Genomic DNA, 23,913 nt, shown 5'->3' with positions numbered 1-23,913 from the left:
CGACAAAAAACCAATAGCAAATAGCAAATAGCAATAAAATCTATTATTTCAAAAGGTTAAGGTTGAAATACGTAACCTTCACCAGTAATCGTGATGATTAATCCGTCTCCGAATAATGATCTAATTTCGGATATCGCAACAATCACAGATGAGTTGGTCACTTTCTCACTTTCCCAGCCAATCTTCTTTAATTGGCCAACACTGAACAGTTCACCTCGATGTCGATTCATAAATAAAATGATCTTTCGGTACGCCAAAGGCATGGTAGCCAGTACGTAACCATTTTCAACATTGCGAATGAGTTTGGTGTTGAGTTCAACAATTTTACCGTTTAGTTCAAGTACTACGTTGTTTTCAGAGTGGTTCGTTTCTATTGCAGGATAAGAGTCCATTTTTATATCATTCCCTTACTATATAGCCAGCGACAAAGTCAGATTCGATCGTATTTATATAACGTCGCTTATAAGTGGACGTTTTAGATTTGACGATAATCAATGGAATTCGTACGGTAAAGAGATTAAATTTTTATTATTAATATATTAACAGGATATCAATATAAGATTATTTATTACTCCATGACATACCCTTCGTTGGAAACGGTTTGTATACAACGGCAGTCAAGAATCCTCCTTATCTCGTAAATAGCAACCAACACAGATGCAGATGTCACCGCTTTACCTGCCCAGCCTACACGCTTCAAAATTTGCTTGCTCACCACTTGGCCTCTGTTCAGGTAAAGATAGAAAAGTACTTTACGATGAGGCTCAGCAAGCGTTCCTATTATTGAACCACAACCCTGCTTGCGTACGATTTTAGTGCCTGATTGAAACTCTTTATTGTTTAAAATGAGCTTCGACGGAAGAGCTAAATCATCCGTCTCACTGATAACTTGGTGCATTAATTCCTCACATTGCATATGCAGTCACCCTCTTGGATATTTCCAATAGTACCGAATAGAGTAAAAATACTAAACTGATAGATAGCTCAATACAGTAATATTACTGCAAAGCTTGATCTTGCGTAATTGATCGACGAAATAAGCAAGGCTAACCAAGAAGTCGATGGCTTTTTCGATACTGGCTGGGTGACAGACCAAAATGTTTTTTGAAACGATGTGAAAAGTTATAAGGATCTTTGTAGCCCAACCGATTAGCAATCATAGAGACTGACCAATCTTGATATTTCAGCAAACTGGTGGCTTTATCCATGCGTAATTGAATCAATTTACTGCGTGGTGACAGGTTGAATAGCGTCTTGGTGACTCTATTGAGCTGCTCTTCACTGATGAACACCCTTTCGGCCATCCCTGCGACGGTCCATGGCTGGTGCAGACTGCTTTCAATCTCGTTATAGAGTGCTTGAACACGTGCTGTGGTGCTGGTCGATTTGGGTTCAAACCCCGTCAACGTTCGGATGATTTCACTCAAAAGTAACTTACGGTAACTGGCTCTACCGCCTATCTCAAAGTAAACCAAGTTCATTAATGACCAGATCTGCTCACACTCTCCGAACGGCACTATCCCCTGACCTAAACTTGCTATGTGCTGCCATTGCTGCGTATCGGGCGTCAGCATCCACGCCATTTTCCAATAATTGTATTGAGGATCGAGTTCAAAACGAAATGGGGTTTCGGCAGGAAGAACCACCAGCGTATAAGGTGTAATCGCTTGTACCGAGGTTGAAGTGGTTAGAATTCCGCCCCCTTCTTGAGTAAAAATCAACGTATGAACATTAACGGATTCGCGCTCAACCCAGTAGCCATCATATAGCTTCGCCATGCCGCCCATATAGACACCAAAGCTTTTCATCTCTGGAATATCTTCAACGGTCAAAAAACGTTCTTTGCACTGTTCAGCGAGAAAAACATCATCGCGCCAAGTTGATTTTGGTCTCATTGAATCAATGACGGATTCGCACAGGTTTTGTTGTTTTTTAAACATGTTGTTACTTCGCTCAAAACACTATAGTTCTGCCATAAATCGGAGAGCTTATGACAACTAACATCAACCCTAACTCATCTATGAATAACAAGCCAGAGAGCATCTTACCTCGTATCGTTAAACTTGGTTTACCTGTTGCTTTGCAAAGTGCGCTTGTCGCTATTCTTGCCCTTGCTGACGTATTAATGGTCAGTGATTATGGTATGGAAGCAGCTGCGGCTGTGGGAATTGCGTCAAAATGGCACTTCGTTGCTATTATGATTATGGCAGGGTTGGCCTCAGCAAACGGTACATTAGTCGCTCAATACTGGGGAAAGAATGACCGAAAAAGCGCACGAACAGTATCATCGATTGCGATGATATTTGGCTTAAAAGTTCTGTTGCCTGTTACTGCAATCATCACTCTTGGTTCTCAGTTTTTAATGATGTTGCAAACCAGCGATCAAACCGTGATTGAACTTGGCGCGACTTACCTATGGTATGGCTTCCCTGTTCTACTTCTGACTCACATTGTTGTCGTGGTAGAAGCTAGCATGCGCTCATCAGGTGACACCGTAACTCCGCTATTATTAGGTGGCGTTACCATCGCACTCAACATTGCGCTTAACTTCGTTCTTATTAAAGGTGCTTTCGGCATTCCAGCAATGGGCGTAGCAGGTGCGGCATTGGCGACAACCTTAGCGCGATTGATTCAAGTGGGCTTAATGTATAGCTACATGCGTATGCGTAAACATTGGCTATTAACGACACCGAGCTCACCACATCGCCCGCCATTGTGGTTGTCTTACCGTCGCATTGCTTTGCCGTTGACGATGAATGCTGTGTTGTGGGCAATGGGTACCATGGCATATCAAATGATTTTCGGTCACATGGGCACGACTGAGCTTGCAGTGTTCTCGATGCTCGCACCATTTGAATCGCTGTGTTACTCGATCTTCTTTGGTATCTCAGTGGCGTGTTCTGTTTTGTTAGGCCATTCATTAGGCCGTGATGAATTTGATGACGCGATGAGCATGGGTCTAACATTCATTAAAGCCGTCGTGGGTTTTGGCGCGGTCGTTGGGTTGCTACTGTTTATGGGTAAAGAACATGTTCTATCATGGCTAAACCTTTCTACCGATGCATTGTACCCACTCGCTGCACCTGCAATGACTATTATGTGTTTTGCGGTAGTCATTCGTATGCTCAACATGGTGATCATTAACGGTATTATTCGTGCTGGTGGTGATAACGCTTTTTGCCTGCGAATGGATTTCATCGCGATGTGGATGGTTGGGATTCCAGTGTGTGTTTACGGCGCATTTGTCGCTGGATGGGATTTCAAATACATCTATGGCCTGATGTTGGTAGAAGAAGTGGTGAAACTGGCCATCTGTTCACACCGATACTTGAGCCGACGCTGGATCAATAACCTGACGGTTACCTACGAAGAGCCTCAAGCGGCGTAATCTCTTACGTTCTAGGTTAGGACATCGGATATAAAATCAAAAGGTCTGAGAAATCAGACCTTTTTTCGTTTCGTCAGTAATCGATTTAAAGCACCAGTTACTTCTTGTTCATTCGGATATGGCGATTAGACACATTCGGCAGTGGCTTCTCTGGCACTTTACGTTTCTCATGAATCAAATGTCGTATTGCTAAAATCGGATGCTTAAGTAGCATTCTTGGCCCTGCATAGCGCATTACTAAACGCATCTGCTCTTTAGGATCAGGCTTATAGCAATGAATTGGACACTTATTGCAGGTTGGTTTCGCCTCGCCATAAGGACAGCGATCAAGTCGCGTCTCTGCATAACGCAACAACTTCTCACACTCTTCACATAACGCGTTATTCTGACGAACCGTACCGTGGTGATCTTTGCAATAGATGTGCACCATCGCAATAACGGTTTTGTACTCCGTCTCGAGTTCGCCTTGTAGAATGTTGTTATGTTGAAACATGATTAATTACTCAGTGATAAACCGTACAGGTTGAGGTTGACGTCTTCACTTAACACGTCCTCGACTCGCTCAAACACAAAACCCAACTTAGTCAGCAGTGCGATGCTTCGAATATTATCAGAGGTCGTGATGGCAACTAAATGATCGATATCAGCATTATGTTGAGCTTGTTCAATTATCGCTTGCGCCGCTTCCAATGCAAAACCTTGCCCATAGACTTCAGGGACAAAACCATAACCAATATCATGCGCCTCTAGTGTGTCTCTTTTAATCAAACCACAGACACCGATTGGCGTTGAAGACTCTTTCATTTCGACCATCAGTAAACACACACCCTTCTCTCTATACATCTTAAGAATGTTGTTTTCGATGTATTCAACAGCCTTGCCAATATCTGTAATTTCCTTGTCTCCGATGTAACGCAGGAAATCTTCTGAGCCATATAATCGTTGGATAAACGCCGCATCTTGAGGTGTGCTCATTCTTAATCTTAAACGTGCGGTCTCGACTGCCTGCATAGTGATATTTTCCTTGCTGAATACCATGTAAATATTGAGTTCTAGATCTAAAATGATTATCCTCCACCGCATAAACTAAATACAAGGCTATGCAGCAATGAACCGTAAGAAAAAAATCAATCAAATTCTAAAGAAAAGACAGAAACAGGCGACGTCTAAACTGCATGGTAGCAACAAGCCTCGCTATATTTCTAAAGCTGACCGCGCAAAAATGGAAGCTGAAGAGCAAGCAAAAGCCGCTCAAGAGCAAGCGGAAGGATCGGTAGAAGCTTCTGTTGAATCTGAAGAAGCTGGTATCGAAACTAAAGATACAAAAGCTGCAGAGTAAGTTTTAAACTCGCAGTATTCTTGCCCAGCACTCTGACCAGAGCCAACGGACAAGAACAAAAAAAGCAGCCTCTATTTGGGCTGCTTTTTTGAACGAGCGATTTATTAGCTAAATTGTTTTAGCCACTTAACCTTTGAAAGGCTCAACTTCCCAGCGAGCAAATGGCGCTTTTGCATTAATCCCTGCTCTTCCCCAACGGTCTACGGAATCAACAACAAGAATTCGCTCATTAGGCACCAGTGACTTAATCAAAGTCGTAGGCTTTTTCGCTGTGACTAACCACAGTGCATCGTCTTCTGAAAACATCGCTTTGAGTTTCGCTATATCTTGCTCTGTCCATTCAAGCTCTGCTTTGAACATGCGCTCTTCAACAAACAGTTGGCTACCTGAAGCGAAATCTTCCAAACTTTCTGAAAGCAACAATACTGAATCTACGTCGTTATCCAATAACACCGCTTGTTGCTTGTTAATCAGTTCACGAACATCAAGCATCACGCGTTGTAGGTTGCTATCAATGGTCTCAGCTTGCGCCGGCCACAACAACTTAAAGTCATCAGCCACAATTGCCGCCATACGCGTTAGATTGGTTGGGTTTAACCACGCGTATTTAGACACTTCACCATTTGATAACGTCAGCGCAGCGACACCTTGCGCGCGCGGTGTAATCGCTTGAGCAGCATCCACCTCAACCAAATGGATGTTGCCTTGTCTTGCGTATACAAATGTAGGATCAGCTTGCCAGATCGATGACAGCGTTAGTGCAACGGTCGCCTTTTCTCCTGATTTAAGGACTTTGCTCGCCCCCTTAGTGCCAAACCAATTAGGCAAGCGATCAATGCCGTAGCGTTTTGGTGGTAGGTATTCAGTCGTAATGTCTGTGCCTTTGGTCAGCTCAGTTGCCAACGCGTAGGTCACCGGCGTACTGGTTAGAATATCTTCAGCATTAACATTGAGAGACACCATTGAGCCAACCAACAACAGACTACTAAGTGCACTCACTTGAGCCACTGCTTTTACTGAGATTGAGATACGATTCATTAAAGAAGTCATGGTTATGCCTTTCTTATAATTCGGTATAGCGTCGCCGCTAGGAAAAAAGTCGCAGAAACGATGATGATTGAAGCGCCCGATGGCACTGGCAGTTTTAGCTCCATCGGTAATACCGTTCCAACCAAACACGCGATGGTTGCCAGCAACGCAGAAAGCAAAACAAAGCTGCCCATGCGTTTTGTCAACAGTCGAGCCGTCGCGCCAGGGATGAGCAGTAATGCCCCAACAAGAACCGCACCCACGATCTTCACTGCTGCAATCGTCACTAAGGTGATCATCATGACAAACAAGTAGTCATAAAAGCTGGTGTTATAGCCACGAACCTTGGCAATATCAGGGCTAATACAAGTGAGAAGAATACGGTTGAACGTCGGTATCAAGAGCAAAATGATGAGTGCGCAGCTGCCTGCGAGAATCGCTAAGTCTTGATCTGTTACCGTGAGAATCGAACCAAACAGCACGTTCTCAAGCATGTGGATGTTGATCTTACGTGCCACGTACATCAGTAATGCCGCGCCGACCGCTAAAGCGAGCGCAAGGAAAACGCCGACTAAAGTATCGTATGGCACATTGGTTCTGTTTCTTACAAAATGAAGAAGCAAAGCAAAGATCATACAGAAACTGAACAGACCAATAATTGGGTTTTCTGGTGGCTCACCAAGCAAAACACCGATAGCAATACCGGTTAATGCAGCGTGACCTACCGCTTCAGAGAAGAAAGCCAGACGCTTTGCAATCACCAAAGTACCAAGGCCACCTAACAACGGGCCGAGTAATAGCGCCGCAACCAAGGCATTCACCATGAACGCGTACATGAAGCTGTCTGATAACCAACCCGCTTCAACGCCACTTATGGCAAGTTGTCGTAACCAATCCATTACGCAACCTCCTTCGATTTAACGATAGCTGCACCACTGCTGTAGTGCTGGAATAGACTCTCGATCTTACTTGGATGTAGTACCTGCTCATGTGGACCACTATCAACCAAGAATCGATTCACAACATGTACATTCGCTTCAAGGCGACGCACTGCGGTTACATCATGGTGAACGGCAAGAATCGTACGGCCTTCATCAACACATTCACGAATTAAAGATTCAAGATAACGAACGCCCTGCTCGTCCATACCTGTTGTCGGTTCGTCCAACACCAACAAACTTGGGTTATCCAATAGCGCTTGAGCAAACAACACACGTTGCTGCTCACCACCCGACAACTGTCCCATTCGGCGATCGCTACGTGTCGCCATACCGACGCGATCCAATTGTGCTAATGCAAGATCCAATTGCTTGGACTTACGACGCCAAAATAGCGGAATTCGAGTTTGGTTAAGCAACACGAAGTCCATGACCGTCAGAGGTAAGCTCGATTCGAAGGTCGCTTTTTGAGGAACGTAACCAATACTTGGCTTTTCTGGCCAGTGGATATTGATTTGACCAGAGAAAGGCGTAAGTCCAAGTACAGATCGCAACAAAGAAGTTTTGCCTCCACCGTTTGGTCCCATAATCACATGACACTCACCCGCTTTAAGTTCTAGCGAGATATCATCAAGAATCACATTGTTATCGTATTGCAGGCCGAGTTTATTAATTGAGATTGATGGACCTAACATTATGCGTTCCCGCTTTTAACTTGGTTCGCCGCCGAAAATTTCATTGCTTCGATTAACGTTTCTAGGTTTTTCTTCATCTCAACTTCCACTTTATCGTCTTCATATTCGCCATGCGTCATGTGAGAAAAACGGTAAAGCTGAACACCTGTTTCCGCTTCAATGGTGTCAACAAAGCGGTTTGGCATGTTGAGCTCATAGAACAGAACATCAATGCCCGAAGCGCGGATCTTTTCGATCGTATCTTGCAGTTGGCTCGCACTTGGCTCAACACCGTGTGCAGGCTCAATCACCGCCGCGACATCAACACCAAACTCTTGCAGAATGTACCCATAAGCATTGTGCGTGGTCGCCACTTTCATACCTGAAGTATCGAGTTCACCTAATGACAACATCGCATCACGCTTCATAAAACGAAATTGCTTGGCGTATTTACGTGCGTTCTTGCGATAAAACGTAGCGTTGTCTGGGTCGAGCTTAGAGACTTCACTCGCGATGGTGTAAACCTTTTGAATCGTTGTCGAAAGTCCAACAAAGGTATGCGGGTTCACAGCACCTTGACCAACAGATTGGCCTAATGCGGGAAGTAGAGGCACTTCTTTGTTTGCTTCGATCACCACTAAGTCATCACGTTGCGCGGCTGAAATCACTTTAAGCGCGAAATCATCGTGACCAATACCGTTTACCACGATTGCATCCATTTGGCTCAATCGCTTTAAATCATTGGGTTGTGGTAAGTAATTATGTGGGTTAAAACCTGCATCAACCAATGGAAGGATGTTCACTTTGTCACCCACGACAGCTTTTACGTAGCTGTAGTAAGGTTGAAGCGTGATACCAATCGTTAGCTTGTCGCTGTCGATCTTGTATTCTTTTGCCAATGCATTGGGTGTCATTAACACCGCCAATAACGACATCAATAGAGTCATAATTCGCATAGTAAATCTCTTATTATTAGTGAGCATTTTTGTAAGCCGGATTGTTTAATGAGAAGAAGCATCATGCTGCTCAACTTCTGATTCATTGACGACCATTTTCCAGCCTGCAGATTCCAGTGTGTTCTCATCAAAATTAGTCGGTTGACTTGCTACGCCACCAAAGAAAATCCAGATTTCAGGAGAAACGATGTTCGCGTTTAAAATAAAGGAATCAGCAAAGCCATGATCGCTTTGTGCAGCTTGTTCACTTGGTGTCGCGTATTCGCTTGGCGTAGAAAAGTAGTAACCACGCTCGTCCAATAACCAAGTATGAGAACCTTTACGTTTCCAACTCTGGTCTTCAACAAATGGCGCGACCCATTCATCTTTAAGTGATACGACACTTGGCCATTCGCCATCAGAGTCCATACGCAGGTCGCGAATCTCTTCATGCGCTAAACGCAGCTCTGACAACATTGCCAAGTTTTCTTGTTCAACATCGGTCACCAGAATTTGATGATCAAGTACCGCTTTTACGTGGGATTCTGCTTGATGAAATGGAATAGCGACCGTAGCAAAGCTCAGAATGAACACAATGATAAGCCCTACCCATTTGCCTTCTCTGCCACCCGTGTCAGCACGTACGCCTTGAATCATCATTTCTCGCTGATCTCAACAACATCGACTTCAACAGGAAACTCATGGCCTGAATCGAATACAAGGTAGAACTCAGTGTCAGGATTTGGGAATTCAACGATAGAGCGTTTATCTGTCATCTCTTTTGCAATCAAGTTGTCTTCGTAGTCGTACATCTCAACCGCGTAATCAATCGCTTTGCTACCATCAGAGTAACCCGCTTCACAGGCCACGGTTTTGCCTTCAAACCAGCAACTCATCAGTGGAAAGTGTGCTTGCGCAGGTAATGCCGCGAAACCAAGTCCCAGTGCCAAGCATGGAGTGATTATCGATTTTAGTTTTGTTTTTATTGTCATGGTTCGTACCCTAGCCACAGTGCAAATTCTCAGAAGTTAACTGAGCGATAAAGGGCTCAAATGAGCCCTTAAGTTTTTAGTTGCTTAATCAGGAATCGAGCCCCGATATCACAGATTATTGAAGCAATGCTTCGAACGTTAGGTGAACGTTCGCGCTTGCTTTGTCTGCCAGTGGGTTGTCAATCAACTCACCTTTGTAGTTCGCTTTCATTACGTAACGACCCGCTACGTCTGGAGTGAAGGTAATTTCACCGTTCTCGTTACTCACAACATCAATCTGCTCTTGGTGGTTACGGTAAAGCGTGCCTTCTCGAGTGATCTCCGCTTTCACGTCTTTCTGGATTTCACCGTTGTAGAAGAATTGGAATGTCACCGGTTCGCCTTCAATGATGTCTGAAGGGTGCGTTACTGGCTTCATTTCAAGTAGCTTACCTTCAATCTTAAACACTGAATCCGATGGCTTACCCACTGTGATGTAGCTTTCTGCACGGGTGAAACTGACTTGCGTTACCACGTCACGCGACTTTTCAGGAAGCACAGAGTCACGTTCCGCTTTGTTTGCTTTGATCCATTTCACTGTGTCACGACGACCGGCCTTGTATTGCGTGTAGTAAGAAGGCTCATTGTTGATCGCCACTTTGTGTGTGCCTTCTTCTTCAAAATAGAAGTCGAAGATTGAACGACGTTTACCGCGAACAACAAAGTTTGGACGCTCGCTGCGACCGTCTGGCATGATGACATGAGCGTTTTCACTGCCTGCTGGCTTATCGAAAACGAACGTACCGTGAGATGCAGTCACGTCGAACGTTAGCCAGTCACCGCCTTCTTTCGATACAGTAAAGTGAGATGGTAGTATCCAACGCGGGTGAGCTTGCGCTGTTGTCGTTGCGGCTAGGCCGAATGCCATCACACCCGCTAGAGCAAGTGCTTTGATTTTTGTTTGTTTCATCATGTTCAATTCCATTATTTATAATTGTTAGCCGTGTCGCTCTATCTGAGCCTACGATGATTGCTGTCTATTCTGTTCAGTTTGCTTTTGCTATTCGTGCTTACTATTTAGCGATGTAGTTCAGAGTGATTTCACCCGTCTCTTCCGTCGCCTTTAGCTCATAAGAAGCGTTTGAATCTGTTAGCGATACTTTTTGACGAAGGTAATTACGGCCACCGTGTTCGCGAACAACTTCGATATGAACCGTGTACTCGCCCTGTTCTAGAGTTTGGCCATCATCGCTCTTACCATCCCAAACGAAGCGGTACTGGCCAGCAGGGCGCGTTGCAGACGTCACTGCATCAACCAATTCACGATCGTAACGCCCAACCTTTCTCCACCAGCTACGTAAATCTTTAAGCCATTCATCTTTACCGACCCAAAGCTCAATGGTTTTCACTGACTTTCGTTCGCTGTTCTCTACCCACACCGCCACATAAGGACGTGCGTACATAGAGGTATCAATCTTTGGAAGCTTAAAGTTCACATCAAGTTTTGCCGTATCAGGGATCGCTTGTGCCATACCTAGGCTTGGCAAAAGAGATAAAGCAAGAAGCGCCTTGCTCCAGTTCATTTTTTTCATGTTTAACAACCTTTTAAATCCGTTTAACCTTTAATTCGCTCTTCAAGTTGATTCACCAAGCTGACTCATCAACCTGGTTGATCAAGCTAATTAAGAATTAAGGTACGGCGACAAAATAGATAGCAAGAGAGATTGCAGACCCAAACACCGTCCATTTAATGGAGGTATTGAGCGTTTTTTTCTTAGGTAACAATAAGCACACGCCAGTCAGCACAAAAAAGATCATCAGTAGCGCAGTGATATCGATGAACCACTTCCAAACTTCACCGCTGTTACGGCCTTTGTGTAGGTCGTTCAAAAGCGCGATAATGCCGTAATTGGTGGTTTCGACTTCCACCATTTCAGACGTCACGTCAACGAACACAGAAGCGTTGTAGCCTGGTCCTTTGAAGTCCATAGACACTTCGCCGATGAGCAACTCACCGTTTTCAATCTCTGCGTAGATGTCTAAACCTGAAGGAACGCCAGATAAGTTGGCTTCTTCAAACAAAAACGTTTCAAAGGTCGTTTCATCGGCTTTTAATCGCCCGTCTTGGATTGAAAATAAACTTGTAGGAAGCGTTAACGTAGATCGTTGGATATTGGGTTGTGTTGATTCAAATAACTCAGGTCGATTGAGGGTGATACCTGTCACTGAGAAGAAAAGAACAACGAACAGAAGCGCCATTGAAATATAAACATGAAGTCGACGAGCCCATGATTGAACCGCCCTACTTTTTAACGACATACAAACCAATACCTATAAATTTTATGGCGTCAATTTAGTTGATAATCATTCGTATTGGCATTCAATTTACATTGTTTACGTTTGCCGAGCAGCGTAAGGAAATTTACATAACATTACATGGGAAGTAATCGAACTGTTTGCATATTCTTGCTAACTTATATTCATGGCGCTTAGTAGTCGTTTAAAGGTCAACAAAAAACTGAAGGTCTACAGAAGCTAAAGCTGATGGATTGAGCAACTTTAAGATAAAAGCCATGGTGTGAACGGACGAGTATTTAGTGGGTTTTGTACTTATATCACTAAAAAGATCATTAGGATCTCGATGTGTTCAGCGATTGATGTGATGTGCTTTAGAGTAGATTAAACTTATCAGTTATAAATTGGATACAGTTACACAAGCTTAAAGGGATTTTAAAAATGCGTATTATTATTTTAGTTTTTGCCATGTTGCTAACGGCATGTACTAGCCAAATAGCAAGTAAGCAAGACCGCCTCCAAAAACACATCGGATCAAACATAACCGATGTACAAAAGTTGTATCTAACTGAACGAGCACGTCCTATCAGTTTTTGGGAGTCTCGAAACTATGCTTGGGTTGAGACTAAAAAGCCGTTAGATAATGGCAATATTTTGCACACCTTTAAGGACCCGTATCGTGATTGCACTATCAACTGGATCGCTGATAATAGCGGCGTTATTCAAAGTACTACTCCGAGCGGCACAATGTGTAATCCTTAAGATCTTAACACTTAAGCTGAGAGCTTAGTTTTTCGCTATTTACTTTCCCAAACAGCAAAGCGAGCAAAATTTTAACGCAAGATATCAAAAAGGGTGCCATTTGAACGTTCAAATGGCACCCTTTTGCTTTTCTTATTTCTAGCTTCTAGTTTCTATGTGCTGTCTCTTATCTTCTTTGTTTAGCTATCAGCAGTTAGACGTTTCCGTTATCACTAACTGTTCTTAGCTGAGTCAGATATTTAATCCAACCTTTTGCTTCAGAAGAGGGTTCAATGTTGTTCGCACGTTTGGCTTGAGCAAGGGCGTTATCTAAGTTCTTAAGCTTGTACCAAGAACGTACTTTCGCCAATGCGACGTCGGCTTGTTTGTTTTTGTCTTTCACTTTGTCTAAAACAACCAGCGCTCGGTCGTAGTAACCTTGCTGAACCAATAGTTGTGCCACATTCCAATGGTATTGATTGTCCTTTTTAGAGGCTAACGTCCACACTTCAATGGCATTGTCCCACTCTTTCGCTAGCTGCCAGTAAGTTGCTTGCTCAGCCAGAAGTTGAACATCGCTGTTCGCATCATCTAACTTTGCGATTTCTTGAGCAGCACGTTCTGGAATGCCTCGTTTCGCATACAATTGAGCAAGCAGCCTACGGTCTGAGTTTTTAAGCTCAACACCTTGTAGATCAGCCAGTGCTAACGTGTTCAATGCATCACGATTACGTTCTAATCTTAGCTGAATACCAACAAGTTGACGCCACCAGTTATCTTTCTCTGGTTGAAGTTCAATGAGATTTCCCAGTGTCGGAATAGACGGTTTCCACTGCTTTAACTGTAGCTGAGCGCCCAATTTTAGCGATAAAGGTGATAACTCTTGTTTTGAATTGAACTTGTCGCGATTACCAATGGCCACCAGTACTTTTGACCAGTTTTCAATTTGATATTCAGCTTGTGCAATTCGCATCCAAAGCGTGTCTTTCTTTTCCTTTTCTGGCGCAGTTTTCACTAACTCGTAATAGTGCGGAAGCGCTTTTTTAAACTGCTGATCGTTTAGTAATAAATCAGCAAGCATACGTTTCGTTACCCAAGCCTGTTCATCCACCAGTAAATTACTGTCGACCGCATAAGTAAGCTGCTTAATTGCCGTGCCGGTTTTACCATCTTGCCAGTAAAACACACCAAGCATGCGTGCTACGTACGCTTTGTCGTAGCCTTTCGAAAGCTCCAATCCTGCAAGTACGTCAATCGCCTGTTTAACCTGTTCATCTTGAGCAAGCTTATGCGCCTTTTGAACACGAATAGCAGTATATTGAGTTAGCTCTTTTGCTTGTGTTGTAAGGGACATTAACAACAAGCCCACTAATATCCATATATGTTTCATCATTTTGCCAACTTAAACTCTAGTTTCACGGTTTGACCAACCTGAGCTATCGCTTTTCCATCGACGACTTTCGGTTGATACTTCCATTTTTTAAGTGCTCTCATCGCTTCACGTTCAAACATACGACGTGGGTTTGCGTCAGTGACTTGAATGTCAACTGGGCGCCCCGTTTCATCGATGGTAAAAGACATAATCACATGGCCTTCAGCGCCACGCTTAAGCGCCTTTGCTGGGTAACGAGGTTCAACTCGATACAGAGGCATTGCCTGTTGGTTTGATCCAAAATCAGAAAATGTCGGCGCGTTAATCGCTAGGCCATCAACTGATGTATTCAAATCCAATGACGGCAGTGAAGACATCGAATTCAGAGGCGTGACTTCAGCTTGTGACTGAGACGTTTGCGCTTCTGGTGGTGGCTCTGGCATTTCTGGCTGTTCAGGAACTGCACGTTGTCTTCTCTGGACTTCTTGTTCAGCTTCAACCATCACCATGTTGAAACTTAACGTCTCACTGTTGTCTGGTGAACGCTGGTGGCCATTATCAACCATCCAAGCCATGAAGGAAAACAGAGCTAAACCCAGTGCCCCCGCTATCGGTAAGGCAAGAAAAAGGCGAATCATTTATAAAGATCCTCCAAGATCATCGCTTTTCAGCAGCAAGCGCAATGTTTTTAACACCCGCACCTTTAGCGGCGTCCATCACTTTAACCACCGTTCCGTTGTAAGCGTGCTCATCCGCTTGAATAACCAAAGAAGCATCAGGTTGTTCTAGCAATAAATGTTCTAATGTCGCTTGAACACGTTCAACATCAACAACACGTTTATCGATGAAAATGTCATTCGCAGACGTAATCGCCACAAAGATGCCCGCATCCTTTTGGCTTACTACGTTAGACGCTTGTGGGCGATTGACTTCAACCCCTGATTCACGAACAAATGAACTGGTCACAATAAAGAAAATAAGCATGATAAATACAATATCAAGCATCGAAGTAAGGTCTATTTGAGCCTCTTCGTTTTTAGAATGACGTCGACCGAGTCTCATCGTTGACTCCTTAAAGATTTTTCTAATTTCAATTCTAAGCGGTTACATACTTTCGCTAAGCGAGCGTGAACAAACATGCCCGCTAGTGCAGCAACCATACCCGCCATGGTTGGCAGTGTTGCCAACGAGATACCTGAAGCCATCAATTTAGGGTCACTGCTTCCTTGAGTCGCCATGACATCAAAAACAGAGATCATACCGGTTACTGTGCCTAACAAGCCCAACATAGGACAAATAGCGACTAACAGCTTAATAAAATTCAAGTTCTGGTTAAGTAAGATACTCGCTTGGCCTAACCAACCTTCACGAATGGCTTTAGCATGCCAAGAAGAGTGATCTTCTCTTTCATGCCACTTTGCAATCCAAGCTTGGCGTTGTTTTGGAAAGTAGAACGCAAGATAAAGCACGCGTTCTACCACAAGCACCCAATACACTAGGACAACAGCCGCTAGCCACCACAGGACGAAACCGCCCTGCTCCATAAAGCTTGATAAAGACAGCAGCCAGTCACTCGTTAACCAACTCGCTGGTAATTGAGAACCCGACAAAATACCCATTACGCAGCAGTCCCAACTGGTGAAACAACAGCTTTTGATTCAACTGTCTTTTCTGCCTGCTCAGCAACAAGGCCAATACCCTGCTTCTCAAGAATATTGCGAATGTTCTCTGACTGAGTGCTAAGAATGTTATGTGCCAATAGCAATGGCATTGCAGCAACTAGGCCAAGTACCGTTGTTACAAGCGCCATCGAAATACCACCAGCCATCACTTTAGGGTCGCCATTACCAAACTGAGTAATCACTTGGAATGTTTCGATCATGCCGGTTACTGTACCTAAAAGACCTAACATCGGTGCTAGTGCCGCCAATAGTTTAAGCATTGATAGGCCTTTCTCTAGGTGAGTCTGTTCATCAACGACGGCTTCTAAAAGACGTAACTCTAGTGCTTCAACCGTTTGGTTTTGCTCTTTGTTGTAAACTGCAAGAACGCGACCAAGAGGGTTGTCGCCCGCTTGTTCAGGGTTCTTCAGTTGTGCGCGAATTTTCTGACGAGCGATAGCTAAAGAAATACCACGAACCAATGCGATGATTAAACCAATTGCCAACAAGCCAAGAATCACTTTACCAACAACACCACCCGCTTGAAGGCGATCAGTTAGGCTTGGTTCCAAAGCCAATTGTTCTAGCATGAATCCACGAGAAGGATCGACAACGATATTAGATACGTCGCCATTCGCAAGTGCGGAAAGCGACGCGAATGTTGGACCATTTGATGGCTGTTTCAAATACGCAATTGCATCTTCGCGCTGGGTGTTCCAGTTAACATAGCCCTGGTCAGTCACTAGGCCGATTGAACCTAGACGATATGCATTAGCTTTTTGTGTGTTGCCTTCACCGTTGATGAACGCAATTTGAGATTTACCAAGCTCAGAACTCGCTTGAATTTGCTCAACCATACTCATCCACAAGCCAGATAGCTGTGGCATTGATGGCAATGATTTAGCATCAATGATTTGCTCAACGGTTGCAGTATGTTCAGCGCGATCAACACTGTTCACTGTAGAACTAAGCTCTGCACCTAGCTCTTTTGCGTTTTGGCGAACGACGCCAAACAACTCACCGAGACTACCCGTTTCTAAACGCAGTTTCTCTTCTAAACGAGCAAGTTTGTTTTCGTTGTCGCTGAATGTTTGAGTCAGAACGTCTGTAGCGCTTTGGATTGAGGTGCGTTTCTCTTCAAGCTGCACTTTGATCGCTTTGAGCTCTTGTTCTGTCTTTTTGAAATCCGCTTCTCGAACCACGTTGTGAGAAGCTTGAGTTCGACTCTCTGATTTTGCTTTATTAACTAATTGAGCAGTCGTGTCTGATGCAGAGAAAGCAGAGAATGAAATAGATGTAATGCAAAGTAATGCGGCCAACGGTTTTAAGTTCATTACTTAACCTCCGCAACAGTTAGAGAAACAGGTAAAGTAATCAAGCTTGGCGCCGCTTGTTGACCAGCAATATCGTAGGCTTTATCCAGCTCAGATTTCATCGAAGAATCAAGCTCTTGCCATTGATCTTCTGTTTGATCCCAAGACCAGTATTGGTTGCCATTTAGATTGCGAGCGACTAAAGAGATGCGACCTAGGTGCAGTACATCAGCCTCAATCGTTTTTTCGCTCGTCAATGCTACGCGACCTTGATAAACACCTAGCTTAATGCCGTAGTCCATCTCGATTTGGTATGCCTCTAGAATACGACGGTATTTTTCAGCATCACTTACGTCAGCGCGAGTCATCATAGCTTGAAGCTTTTCAACTCTCTCTAGGCGTTGCTCTTTTTTAATCGGAATGTCTTGCTCTATTAACTGTTGAAGACCATCAATCATCTGATACATCAAAGGAACAACACCTTGGCGTGTGTACTTGATTTCATCGATCTGCCCTTCAATGCTCTGAGCTTCTTGATTCTGGCTCTCGACCAGTGCGGCAAGGTGATCGTGGTAGATTTCTAAGTTTTTAACTTCTTCTTGCAGTCGCTCAATCTCAGCTTGCAGCATTAAAGTCGCTTGTGAGCTTTTATCAATAACCTTTTGGCTCGAAGCCGACGCGTTATTGGTCTTGTTTTGAATTGATTGAGCTTGATCCAAGCTGTTTGCCATCGAAGACGTCGCAACCAAACTGATCGCAAGTGCTAGGCTAGTTTTTAAAAGATTCATAATTGTAGTCATTTACTATAAGAAGAAGGTCAAATGAGTTTTATTGATAAGCAGTCTCATTATCATTAAAAGTCACTCGCATTACTAGGGATATTTTTACTAAATAGCAGAATCACGAAAGGGGAAAGTCGAAACCTTCCCCTTAGTATTTAAGCTATCAATGACACCCTACAAACAAATTAGTATTTAACCTGCAGTGTTGCCATGTAGTTGCGGCCTTCGCCAATGACTACGTCTTCTGCAAATTGGTGTTTTGAAGAAGTTGAACCACCACCCGCTAGGTATTCTTTATCAAATACGTTCTCTACTGTTAGGCGAGCAACGAAGTCTAGAGAGTCGTCGTACTTAAGTGTGTATGCTGCACCCATGTCGACACGAGCATAGCCATCTTTCTTGAACGTGTTCGCACTATCACCGTAACGAGAACCCTCATAGATAAGACCTAGGTTCACATCAACTTCGTTTGTTGCTGCGTAAGTAGACCAAACGCTTGCTGCAAACTCAGGTACGTCAACTGGACGGTTACCTTCATACGTTTCATGGTTAGTGATTTCCGCGTCTAAGTACATTGCAGAACCAGACATAGAGAATTTTTCTGAGATAAAGCCTTGCGCGGCTAACTCCGCACCACGGTGAACTTGTTCGCCACCTTGTGTCTTCGTCCAATCACCTGATGAAGTGTCTTCTACATCCATCGAGATGTTTTCTTGGGTAATATCAAATACCGCACCTGAAACGAATAGACGCTCGTCCATCAGTTCCCACTTAATACCAACTTCGTATGATACACCTGTCGCGGCGTCAAGAAGTTCACCGTCATTGGTGTAGTTGCGGCTTCCGCTAGAGACAACACCTTGTGGCTCAAAGCTTTCGGAGTAAGAAGCGTAAATGCTACCGTTTGATGCTGGGTGGTAAATCACGCCAAGCTTAGGTGCTACGTTTTCTTCTGCAACGCCATCACTTACTTTACGGTCGAAACGAGCGCCCGCAAGAACTTGCCATTCGTCATTGATAGTAATCAGATCTTGGATATAGAAGCCCCAAGTATCGTAAGTGCTCATCTTACCTAGCGATGTTGGCCCCACTGACGGTGCTGGTACCGTTGCATCTGGTGCGTATTCACCGCTGCTGAAGCGATCCATACCACGATAATAGCTGTAACCTAACCAGTTAGCGCCGAATAGTAATTGGTGCTCTGTGCCAGCAAGATCAGCGGTTGTAGTTAGATCGACGTAAGCCGTTCTGAAACGCCATTTATCGTGACGATAGTTACCACCTTGAGTGACTGTACCCGTACCATCAGGGTTCATATTTCTAAAGCTTGGGTAGCTTTCCATATCAATGCGTTCGAAATCTTGGTAGTTGAAACCTGTTTTTAAAGACCATGTGTTTGTCAGGTTAGCAGCAATATCAAAACCTACGTTCTCAACATCGTTTTCAATTTGTGACCACTGCGCATCCCAAATGTGCTTGTCGCTACCCACTCGGTTGCCGTCTAGTGTGTATAGTGCACCAGAATCTACGCTACCTTCGTCGTTAGTCTTGTCGTAGTGAACAGAAACCGTCACGTCTTCAGATACATCGTAATCAACGAAGACACCACCAACAAAACGCTCTGTTTGTGGTTCAGTACCATCACCGTATGTTCTCCAAGAGCCGTAGCTTTCTTTAGATAGAATTGCGCGGCCGCGTAAAGTTTCGGCATCGTTTAATGCGCCACTTACATCTAGAGTCGTGCGAGTGTGATCATTAGAGCCGATGTCTTGGCTAAGGCTTACTTGTGTATCGTAAGTAGGCTTCTTGCTTACCATGTTGATCAAACCACCTGGCGCAGAAATACCGTAAAGAAGACCTGATGGACCTTTAAGTACTTCAACACGCTCTAGAAGTTCGATTGGTTGGCGGTAGTGAGACCAGTGTTGTTGACCATTTTTGAGGAAGCCCGAAGAGCTCTGTACAGAAAAACCACGTAGAGAAAAACGCTCACGGTTACGGCTTGTGCCACCAGCACTTACACTCGCGTCATTCTTAAGAACGTCACCTAGCGTTGTTGCACGCTGTTCATCGATGATTTGCTCATCGATTACTGAAACTTGTCCCGGAGTCTCTAATTGAGTCGCCTCCACGCGCATTGCTGTTGTGTTTGTGTCGGCCTTGTAACCGTAGTCACGACCTTCAACAACCATGTGCTCGTCTGTTTTTACTGTTTCTGCCAATACTGCTGGTGAAGCTAATACTGCGCCGATCACTAAGGCCAATGGGCTCTTTGAAAACATGTCCTTTACTCCGCTTTTATTCTTTTGTACGAGCACTTTGTTATTTATTCGATGTGCTCGGTTGAACCGTTTCCGGTACCACTGAATCATTTCGGGAGTGAATATAAGTGATAATTATTACCATTTGCATTAAATTTACATTCTTTGCATTCGTAAAGATTTGTAAAGCCCACTGAACGTACACTTTCTTTAGCTCAACAAAATCAATTCAATACGTTAATTGAGCGTGCAGATCTGTAAACATGAATTCAACATTTCACTATAAGGTCATTTGTCTGATCAATCTAAGCAGCCAAGATCAATACAAATACTGTCTTGTCTTATTTACTACCTTTGAAACGACTGATTGATGTATAAAACCCTCGATAAATGTAAATAAATGGTGAATTATTTTGTTTTTATTTGTTTAATTTACACAATTATCAGTGATTTTGATCACATCTATAATTTCAAACTCATTTTTTGTTTTTCGATTTGATCAACCGACTGCTAATCTCCCGCTCACTTTGAAAAGGTATCAAAGTTATAAATAATAAGGAGTGTTCTAAATGAATACCAAGAAACCTATGTCTCTAACTGGTCGAGTTATCCTCGGTATGGTCGTGGGCATATTAACGGGATTTGCCATTCAATCCCTTTTTGCAGACAGCGGATTTGTTAACAACTACATCGTTAACGGACTCTTTGAAGTAGGCGGACAGATTTTTGTCGCCAGTTTAAAAATGCTTGTTGTGCCACTAGTCTTCGTTTCACTAGTGTGCGGTACAAGCTCTCTTAAAGACTTATCAACTCTTGGCCGTATGGGTGGCAAAACGCTTGCACTTTATATCGGTACTACAGCCGTTGCTATCACTCTAGCACTTACTATCGGCAACCTGTTCCAACCTGGAGCTGGTGCGGATCTTACTGCTGCGAGCTCTTTCAAATCAGCGGATGCCCCTTCTTTGGGCCAAGTAATCATCGACATGTTCCCAACCAACCCTATTCAGGCGATGGCTGAGGGCAAAACGCTGCAAGTGATCGTATTTGCTGTGTTGTTTGGTATTGCAATCAGTGCAGCGGGTAAACCTGGCGAGCGTATCGCTGCGGTTTTCTCTGACTTGAACGAAGTGATCATGAAGCTTGTTGCACTACTGATGAACCTTGCGCCTTATGGTGTGTTCTTCTTGATGGCGAAGCTGTTCTCCGGCCTTGGTTTAAGCGCAATCTGGAACCTAGCAGAATACTTCTTAGTACTTGCAGGTACCCTACTCCTACACGGTTTGGTTACTTACAGTGCGATGCTAAAAGGTTTCACAGGTTTAAGCCCTATTACGTTCCTACGTAAAATGGAAGATGCCATCATGTTCGCATTTTCAACGGCTTCTTCGAATGCGACGATTCCAGTAACAATGGAAACGGCTAAAAACCGCATGGGCGTTGACAACAAAGTCGCTTCTTTCACTGTACCACTAGGTGCAACAGTGAACATGGACGGCACTGCTATCATGCAGGGTGTTGCAACGGCGTTTATCGCACAAGCCTACAACATTGACCTTACTATGGGTGACTACTTGATGGTTATCCTAACAGCGACATTGGCGTCTGTTGGTACTGCAGGTGTTCCTGGTGTTGGTCTTGTTATGCTAGCAATGGTATTGAACCAAGTTGGTCTACCGCTTGAAGGTATCGCGCTTATCATGGGTGTTGACCGCCTTCTTGATATGATTCGTACCGCAGTAAACATCACAGGTGATAGTGCCGTAACTATCATTGTGGCTAAGTCTGAAGGTTCTTTTGACGAAGCTCGCTTCAATGACCCTGCAGCTGGTGAGAAAGAAGAAGAAGTTAAGCTAACACGCCAACAGGCATAATCTAGTTTCTCTGTCGCTCTTACCTTCAAACTGAGGCGTAATTAATGGCTATGCCTTAGCTGATAATCAAAAGCGTATAAACAAAAACGCCACTGCATCTGCAGTGGCGTTTTTTATTGGGCTATGTTTATAAGCTATATTACTTAACTATATTTCTAAGCAATGTTTCTCAGCACGCTTTCAGTCATCGTTATCTATGGAGCACAACGCATAACAACGAGAAGCTAATCGACGATTGGGAACATAAGGTTCACTCTAAGCCCTCCACCGTCTCTATTCTCAGCAGTAACATGCCCATTCATCACTCCCATCGCTTCCTTCACGATCGCTAGCCCAAGACCGTAACCACCAGACTGTTTATCACGGGCTGACTCTATGCGAGTAAACGGATCGAAAATCCCTGCAATCTTGTTATCAGGAATGCCATGGCCGTCATCTTCTACAGATATGACACTGTAACGTTTATCGGTTAACAGTTCATAGGTAGTCACGACAACATGAGCATTCTCACCCGCATATTTGATCGCGTTACTGACCAAATTACCGATAACTCGCAGGAGCAACCTTTCATCAACATTAACCATTGATGTCGGCGTCTCTAAATCACCAATCAAAGTTTGATTCGGTTTTAAATCATTTTGCATCTGCGCGATTAGCATCGAACAATAATGCTCAAGATGCATCAAGCTTAACTTGGAGTCATAGCGAGACGTTTCTAGACGACTGAATTCAAGGATCTCACCCACCAGCTTGTTCATCTCTTCCGTTTCGCTTTCCATTCGCTCAAGCAAGCCAATACTCTTATCATCTACCTTGCTGCGCAACAGGTGCAATGCGAGGTTTTGCCTAGCCAATGGTGTTCTAAGTTCATGAGACACATCACGAATCAAACGGCGTTGCTTTTCAGCCAAAGACTTAATCTCAACCGTCATATGATCAAAATCATGGGCAAGTTCGTTGAACTCCCGCGTCGTAGAATTTAACTCAGAAACAACACTGACAGTGAAGTCGCCTTGCGCTAATCTTCGGCTCGCTTCTCTTAATCTATCCAGCGGCTGCTGCAGGCTTTTCGCCATGATGATTGAGAACAGAGACAACACGATCAAAGCTATTACCGCTTTCAACATGTAAGAATATGGCGCAAAGGATTTAGCCGGGTGAAACTGGTGTGGGAGTTGGATAACCAGTGTTTTACCGTTATCGAGTGGCAGGCCGAATATCGGCTTACTCACACGGTCACTAAGTTGATGATCTAAGGTACGCAGGTACTTGAGTTTGAATTCAAAGTGCGGATGCATGTGTCGATGGGTAATTGGTCGATTATTTTCATCAATCACAAATAGATAGTAACCTTGAGCATTGCCCCAGTCAGCTAACTCATCCATATCCCCTTCTTCGATCAGAACATTAGCTTGATACGCAAGATCCAACATTTCAGCTTTGACGGATTCTGGTACCTTCAACAAAGCCTTCATCAACGCTCGTTCAGCCACGCCTTGAAGGATTAATATACTTACCAGAATCACCGTCAGGTAACTGAACAACTGGAACGTTAAACCATCTTTACGCTTGGCAATAAAATCAGGGCAACGCAGCAGTTTCTGACTCATACCCCTACCGACTCTAGGTAGCTATAGCCTTTACCACGAACGGTTTTGATGTGTTGCTTAGACAAGCCTGCCTGAACGAGCTTTCGACGTATATTACTGATATGCATATCTAAATTACGATCGAAAGGACAGAGTTCTTTCTTTAGAACATGGATTTGAAGGTCAGATTTAGATACAACAATACCGTCGTTTTTGACCAAGTAATCAAGCAATTCTTTCTCAGTACCCGTTAACGGTAAACGAGAAAGTTGTTCACACAAGCCTTGATTAGGTGAAGCCAAAGATTGCCTTTGACGTTCAAAACCAACGCGGCGCAAGATCACCTTGATTCGGGTTAGGAGCTCAGGAACATTGAAAGGTTTGGCGATATACTGGTCGGCTCCAGCTTGGTAGCCATCCAGCATAGAGGCATCGTCGTTCAGTGCAGTCAGCATAAGAATAGGAGTAGCAAAACGCTGACAAATACGCCTTGCCACTTGAATTCCGCTCAAGTTTGGAAGCATTACGTCTAGTAGAACCAAATCGACAGGGTTCGATTGAATAAACTCTAGCGCAGATTCACCACAATGAACGGTATCGACGTGATACCCCTCATTTTCCAATACTTCACCCAGTAACTCACACAACTGGATATCATCATCAACAACTAAAACGCGAGACATTGCACACACCGATAAATAAGAACAGTTTGCATTCTAATTATCGTTATTATTGATTTCAATTATAAAGT

General features: G+C 43.9%; 26 protein-coding genes and 1 pseudogene. 4 read left to right on the top strand and 23 right to left on the bottom strand.

Features of this window, described 5'->3' with window-relative positions; genetic code table 11:
* Positions 1-56: 56 nt before the first annotated feature.
* The 3 genes and pseudogenes from AC3CHU_RS22820 to AC3CHU_RS22810 form a co-directional block, all read right to left on the bottom strand.
* The gene (locus tag AC3CHU_RS22820; protein ID WP_017079269.1) at positions 57-392 is read right to left on the bottom strand and encodes a winged helix-turn-helix domain-containing protein; all 336 of its coding nucleotides are present in this window, start codon (positions 390-392) and stop codon (positions 57-59) included.
* Between the two features lie 147 nt (positions 393-539).
* Positions 540-926 (bottom strand): annotated as a pseudogene (locus AC3CHU_RS22815) (winged helix-turn-helix domain-containing protein).
* A gap of 120 nt (positions 927-1,046) precedes the next feature.
* Positions 1,047-1,940: a helix-turn-helix domain-containing protein gene (locus tag AC3CHU_RS22810; protein WP_054546821.1), complete on the bottom strand. Its 894-nt coding sequence runs from the start codon at positions 1,938-1,940 to the stop codon at positions 1,047-1,049.
* A 50-nt stretch (positions 1,941-1,990) separates the two neighbouring features.
* On the opposite strand from AC3CHU_RS22810, the gene AC3CHU_RS22805 reads away from it, so the two are divergent.
* Complete coding sequence (locus AC3CHU_RS22805; protein ID WP_488525753.1) at positions 1,991-3,388, top strand: MATE family efflux transporter; 1,398 nt, start codon at positions 1,991-1,993, stop codon at positions 3,386-3,388.
* A 97-nt stretch (positions 3,389-3,485) separates the two neighbouring features.
* On the opposite strand, the gene AC3CHU_RS22800 is transcribed toward AC3CHU_RS22805, so the two are convergent.
* Positions 3,486-3,881 carry a nitrous oxide-stimulated promoter family protein gene (locus tag AC3CHU_RS22800; protein WP_488525752.1) on the bottom strand — a complete coding sequence of 132 codons (396 nt, stop codon included), beginning with the start codon at positions 3,879-3,881 and terminating at the stop codon, positions 3,486-3,488.
* Between the two features lie 2 nt (positions 3,882-3,883).
* Positions 3,884-4,399 carry a GNAT family N-acetyltransferase gene (locus AC3CHU_RS22795; protein ID WP_488525751.1) on the bottom strand — a complete coding sequence of 172 codons (516 nt, stop codon included), beginning with the start codon at positions 4,397-4,399 and terminating at the stop codon, positions 3,884-3,886.
* A 97-nt stretch (positions 4,400-4,496) separates the two neighbouring features.
* Here AC3CHU_RS22795 and AC3CHU_RS22790 point away from each other — a divergent pair, with 97 nt between their 5' ends.
* On the top strand, positions 4,497-4,727 hold the full coding sequence (locus tag AC3CHU_RS22790) for a DUF2986 domain-containing protein (protein ID WP_065206160.1): 231 nt from the start codon (positions 4,497-4,499) through the stop codon (positions 4,725-4,727).
* A gap of 126 nt (positions 4,728-4,853) precedes the next feature.
* On the opposite strand, the gene AC3CHU_RS22785 is transcribed toward AC3CHU_RS22790, so the two are convergent.
* The 9 genes from AC3CHU_RS22785 to AC3CHU_RS22745 form a co-directional block, all read right to left on the bottom strand.
* A complete protein-coding gene (locus AC3CHU_RS22785; protein WP_488525750.1) occupies positions 4,854-5,777 on the bottom strand; it encodes an ABC transporter substrate-binding protein in 924 nt (307 codons plus the stop codon).
* Between the two features lie 2 nt (positions 5,778-5,779).
* Positions 5,780-6,655, bottom strand: a complete 876-nt coding sequence (locus AC3CHU_RS22780) for a metal ABC transporter permease (RefSeq protein ID WP_004731167.1) — start codon at positions 6,653-6,655, stop codon at positions 5,780-5,782.
* Positions 6,655-7,389, bottom strand: coding sequence for a metal ABC transporter ATP-binding protein (locus tag AC3CHU_RS22775; protein WP_428784995.1), 735 nt, complete (start codon positions 7,387-7,389; stop codon positions 6,655-6,657). The genes AC3CHU_RS22780 and AC3CHU_RS22775 overlap by 1 nt, the downstream gene beginning before the upstream one ends.
* Complete coding sequence (locus AC3CHU_RS22770; protein WP_488525749.1) at positions 7,389-8,324, bottom strand: metal ABC transporter solute-binding protein, Zn/Mn family; 936 nt, start codon at positions 8,322-8,324, stop codon at positions 7,389-7,391. The genes AC3CHU_RS22775 and AC3CHU_RS22770 overlap by 1 nt, the downstream gene beginning before the upstream one ends.
* A 45-nt stretch (positions 8,325-8,369) precedes the next feature.
* The gene (locus AC3CHU_RS22765; protein ID WP_171312834.1) at positions 8,370-8,963 is read right to left on the bottom strand and encodes a DUF6162 family protein; all 594 of its coding nucleotides are present in this window, start codon (positions 8,961-8,963) and stop codon (positions 8,370-8,372) included.
* Complete coding sequence (locus AC3CHU_RS22760) at positions 8,960-9,295, bottom strand: hypothetical protein (RefSeq protein ID WP_017079279.1); 336 nt, start codon at positions 9,293-9,295, stop codon at positions 8,960-8,962. Before AC3CHU_RS22760 ends, AC3CHU_RS22765 begins: the two co-directional genes overlap by 4 nt.
* 115 nt (positions 9,296-9,410) lie before the next feature.
* Positions 9,411-10,247 carry a DUF4198 domain-containing protein gene (locus AC3CHU_RS22755; protein ID WP_171328670.1) on the bottom strand — a complete coding sequence of 279 codons (837 nt, stop codon included), beginning with the start codon at positions 10,245-10,247 and terminating at the stop codon, positions 9,411-9,413.
* A gap of 100 nt (positions 10,248-10,347) precedes the next feature.
* The gene (locus tag AC3CHU_RS22750; protein WP_061025159.1) at positions 10,348-10,866 is read right to left on the bottom strand and encodes a DUF2271 domain-containing protein; all 519 of its coding nucleotides are present in this window, start codon (positions 10,864-10,866) and stop codon (positions 10,348-10,350) included.
* A 97-nt stretch (positions 10,867-10,963) separates the two neighbouring features.
* Positions 10,964-11,593 (bottom strand): PepSY-associated TM helix domain-containing protein, encoded by a 630-nt coding sequence (locus tag AC3CHU_RS22745; RefSeq protein WP_488525748.1) that lies wholly within the window; start codon positions 11,591-11,593, stop codon positions 10,964-10,966.
* Positions 11,594-12,010: 417 nt separating this feature from the next.
* Here AC3CHU_RS22745 and AC3CHU_RS22740 point away from each other — a divergent pair, with 417 nt between their 5' ends.
* Positions 12,011-12,331: a hypothetical protein gene (locus AC3CHU_RS22740; RefSeq protein WP_488525747.1), complete on the top strand. Its 321-nt coding sequence runs from the start codon at positions 12,011-12,013 to the stop codon at positions 12,329-12,331.
* A 193-nt stretch (positions 12,332-12,524) separates the two neighbouring features.
* Here AC3CHU_RS22740 and AC3CHU_RS22735 read toward each other — a convergent pair whose 3' ends face one another.
* From AC3CHU_RS22735 to AC3CHU_RS22705, 7 genes are all read right to left on the bottom strand, one after another.
* Positions 12,525-13,703 (bottom strand): tetratricopeptide repeat protein, encoded by a 1,179-nt coding sequence (locus AC3CHU_RS22735; protein WP_488525746.1) that lies wholly within the window; start codon positions 13,701-13,703, stop codon positions 12,525-12,527.
* On the bottom strand, positions 13,700-14,320 hold the full coding sequence (locus AC3CHU_RS22730; RefSeq protein ID WP_488525745.1) for an energy transducer TonB: 621 nt from the start codon (positions 14,318-14,320) through the stop codon (positions 13,700-13,702). Before AC3CHU_RS22730 ends, AC3CHU_RS22735 begins: the two co-directional genes overlap by 4 nt.
* Positions 14,321-14,339: 19 nt before the next feature.
* Positions 14,340-14,744, bottom strand: a complete 405-nt coding sequence (locus AC3CHU_RS22725) for an ExbD/TolR family protein (protein WP_004731145.1) — start codon at positions 14,742-14,744, stop codon at positions 14,340-14,342.
* Positions 14,741-15,301, bottom strand: coding sequence for a MotA/TolQ/ExbB proton channel family protein (locus AC3CHU_RS22720; protein WP_488525744.1), 561 nt, complete (start codon positions 15,299-15,301; stop codon positions 14,741-14,743). Before AC3CHU_RS22720 ends, AC3CHU_RS22725 begins: the two co-directional genes overlap by 4 nt.
* Positions 15,301-16,677, bottom strand: a complete 1,377-nt coding sequence (locus AC3CHU_RS22715) for a MotA/TolQ/ExbB proton channel family protein (RefSeq protein ID WP_488525743.1) — start codon at positions 16,675-16,677, stop codon at positions 15,301-15,303. Before AC3CHU_RS22715 ends, AC3CHU_RS22720 begins: the two co-directional genes overlap by 1 nt.
* Positions 16,677-17,444, bottom strand: a complete 768-nt coding sequence (locus tag AC3CHU_RS22710) for a DUF3450 domain-containing protein (protein ID WP_171312844.1) — start codon at positions 17,442-17,444, stop codon at positions 16,677-16,679. Before AC3CHU_RS22710 ends, AC3CHU_RS22715 begins: the two co-directional genes overlap by 1 nt.
* A 179-nt stretch (positions 17,445-17,623) precedes the next feature.
* The gene (locus tag AC3CHU_RS22705; RefSeq protein ID WP_488525742.1) at positions 17,624-19,720 is read right to left on the bottom strand and encodes a TonB-dependent siderophore receptor; all 2,097 of its coding nucleotides are present in this window, start codon (positions 19,718-19,720) and stop codon (positions 17,624-17,626) included.
* 548 nt (positions 19,721-20,268) lie between these two features.
* On the opposite strand from AC3CHU_RS22705, the gene AC3CHU_RS22700 reads away from it, so the two are divergent.
* Entirely contained in the window at positions 20,269-21,573 is a 1,305-nt protein-coding gene (locus AC3CHU_RS22700; protein WP_017093555.1) for a dicarboxylate/amino acid:cation symporter, read from the top strand.
* A 224-nt stretch (positions 21,574-21,797) separates the two neighbouring features.
* Here AC3CHU_RS22700 and AC3CHU_RS22695 read toward each other — a convergent pair whose 3' ends face one another.
* Positions 21,798-23,183: a histidine kinase sensor domain-containing protein gene (locus tag AC3CHU_RS22695; RefSeq protein ID WP_488525741.1), complete on the bottom strand. Its 1,386-nt coding sequence runs from the start codon at positions 23,181-23,183 to the stop codon at positions 21,798-21,800.
* On the bottom strand, positions 23,180-23,845 hold the full coding sequence (locus AC3CHU_RS22690) for a response regulator transcription factor (RefSeq protein WP_054546803.1): 666 nt from the start codon (positions 23,843-23,845) through the stop codon (positions 23,180-23,182). Before AC3CHU_RS22690 ends, AC3CHU_RS22695 begins: the two co-directional genes overlap by 4 nt.
* Positions 23,846-23,913: the final 68 nt, after the last annotated feature.

This window comes from Vibrio sp. QJM3NY_39, assembly GCF_057785895.1.
This window is presented reverse-complemented; position numbering and strand designations above follow the sequence as displayed.

Bases quoted from the DNA above. Each gene is read 5' to 3' on its own strand.
- AC3CHU_RS22820 (WP_017079269.1), bottom strand. From the start codon at position 392: ATGGACTCTTATCCTGCAATAGAAACGAACCACTCTGAAAACAACGTA.
- AC3CHU_RS22810 (WP_054546821.1), bottom strand. From the start codon at position 1,940: ATGTTTAAAAAACAACAAAACCTGTGCGAATCCGTCATTGATTCAATG.
- AC3CHU_RS22805 (WP_488525753.1), top strand. From the start codon at position 1,991: ATGACAACTAACATCAACCCTAACTCATCTATGAATAACAAGCCAGAG.
- AC3CHU_RS22800 (WP_488525752.1), bottom strand. From the start codon at position 3,881: ATGTTTCAACATAACAACATTCTACAAGGCGAACTCGAGACGGAGTAC.
- AC3CHU_RS22795 (WP_488525751.1), bottom strand. From the start codon at position 4,399: ATGCAGGCAGTCGAGACCGCACGTTTAAGATTAAGAATGAGCACACCT.
- AC3CHU_RS22790 (WP_065206160.1), top strand. From the start codon at position 4,497: ATGAACCGTAAGAAAAAAATCAATCAAATTCTAAAGAAAAGACAGAAA.
- AC3CHU_RS22785 (WP_488525750.1), bottom strand. From the start codon at position 5,777: ATGACTTCTTTAATGAATCGTATCTCAATCTCAGTAAAAGCAGTGGCT.
- AC3CHU_RS22780 (WP_004731167.1), bottom strand. From the start codon at position 6,655: ATGGATTGGTTACGACAACTTGCCATAAGTGGCGTTGAAGCGGGTTGG.
- AC3CHU_RS22775 (WP_428784995.1), bottom strand. From the start codon at position 7,389: ATGTTAGGTCCATCAATCTCAATTAATAAACTCGGCCTGCAATACGAT.
- AC3CHU_RS22770 (WP_488525749.1), bottom strand. From the start codon at position 8,324: ATGCGAATTATGACTCTATTGATGTCGTTATTGGCGGTGTTAATGACA.
- AC3CHU_RS22765 (WP_171312834.1), bottom strand. From the start codon at position 8,963: ATGATGATTCAAGGCGTACGTGCTGACACGGGTGGCAGAGAAGGCAAA.
- AC3CHU_RS22760 (WP_017079279.1), bottom strand. From the start codon at position 9,295: ATGACAATAAAAACAAAACTAAAATCGATAATCACTCCATGCTTGGCA.
- AC3CHU_RS22755 (WP_171328670.1), bottom strand. From the start codon at position 10,247: ATGATGAAACAAACAAAAATCAAAGCACTTGCTCTAGCGGGTGTGATG.
- AC3CHU_RS22750 (WP_061025159.1), bottom strand. From the start codon at position 10,866: ATGAAAAAAATGAACTGGAGCAAGGCGCTTCTTGCTTTATCTCTTTTG.
- AC3CHU_RS22745 (WP_488525748.1), bottom strand. From the start codon at position 11,593: ATGTCGTTAAAAAGTAGGGCGGTTCAATCATGGGCTCGTCGACTTCAT.
- AC3CHU_RS22740 (WP_488525747.1), top strand. From the start codon at position 12,011: ATGCGTATTATTATTTTAGTTTTTGCCATGTTGCTAACGGCATGTACT.
- AC3CHU_RS22735 (WP_488525746.1), bottom strand. From the start codon at position 13,703: ATGATGAAACATATATGGATATTAGTGGGCTTGTTGTTAATGTCCCTT.
- AC3CHU_RS22730 (WP_488525745.1), bottom strand. From the start codon at position 14,320: ATGATTCGCCTTTTTCTTGCCTTACCGATAGCGGGGGCACTGGGTTTA.
- AC3CHU_RS22725 (WP_004731145.1), bottom strand. From the start codon at position 14,744: ATGAGACTCGGTCGACGTCATTCTAAAAACGAAGAGGCTCAAATAGAC.
- AC3CHU_RS22720 (WP_488525744.1), bottom strand. From the start codon at position 15,301: ATGGGTATTTTGTCGGGTTCTCAATTACCAGCGAGTTGGTTAACGAGT.
- AC3CHU_RS22715 (WP_488525743.1), bottom strand. From the start codon at position 16,677: ATGAACTTAAAACCGTTGGCCGCATTACTTTGCATTACATCTATTTCA.
- AC3CHU_RS22710 (WP_171312844.1), bottom strand. From the start codon at position 17,444: ATGAATCTTTTAAAAACTAGCCTAGCACTTGCGATCAGTTTGGTTGCG.
- AC3CHU_RS22705 (WP_488525742.1), bottom strand. From the start codon at position 19,720: ATGTTTTCAAAGAGCCCATTGGCCTTAGTGATCGGCGCAGTATTAGCT.
- AC3CHU_RS22700 (WP_017093555.1), top strand. From the start codon at position 20,269: ATGAATACCAAGAAACCTATGTCTCTAACTGGTCGAGTTATCCTCGGT.
- AC3CHU_RS22695 (WP_488525741.1), bottom strand. From the start codon at position 23,183: ATGAGTCAGAAACTGCTGCGTTGCCCTGATTTTATTGCCAAGCGTAAA.
- AC3CHU_RS22690 (WP_054546803.1), bottom strand. From the start codon at position 23,845: ATGTCTCGCGTTTTAGTTGTTGATGATGATATCCAGTTGTGTGAGTTA.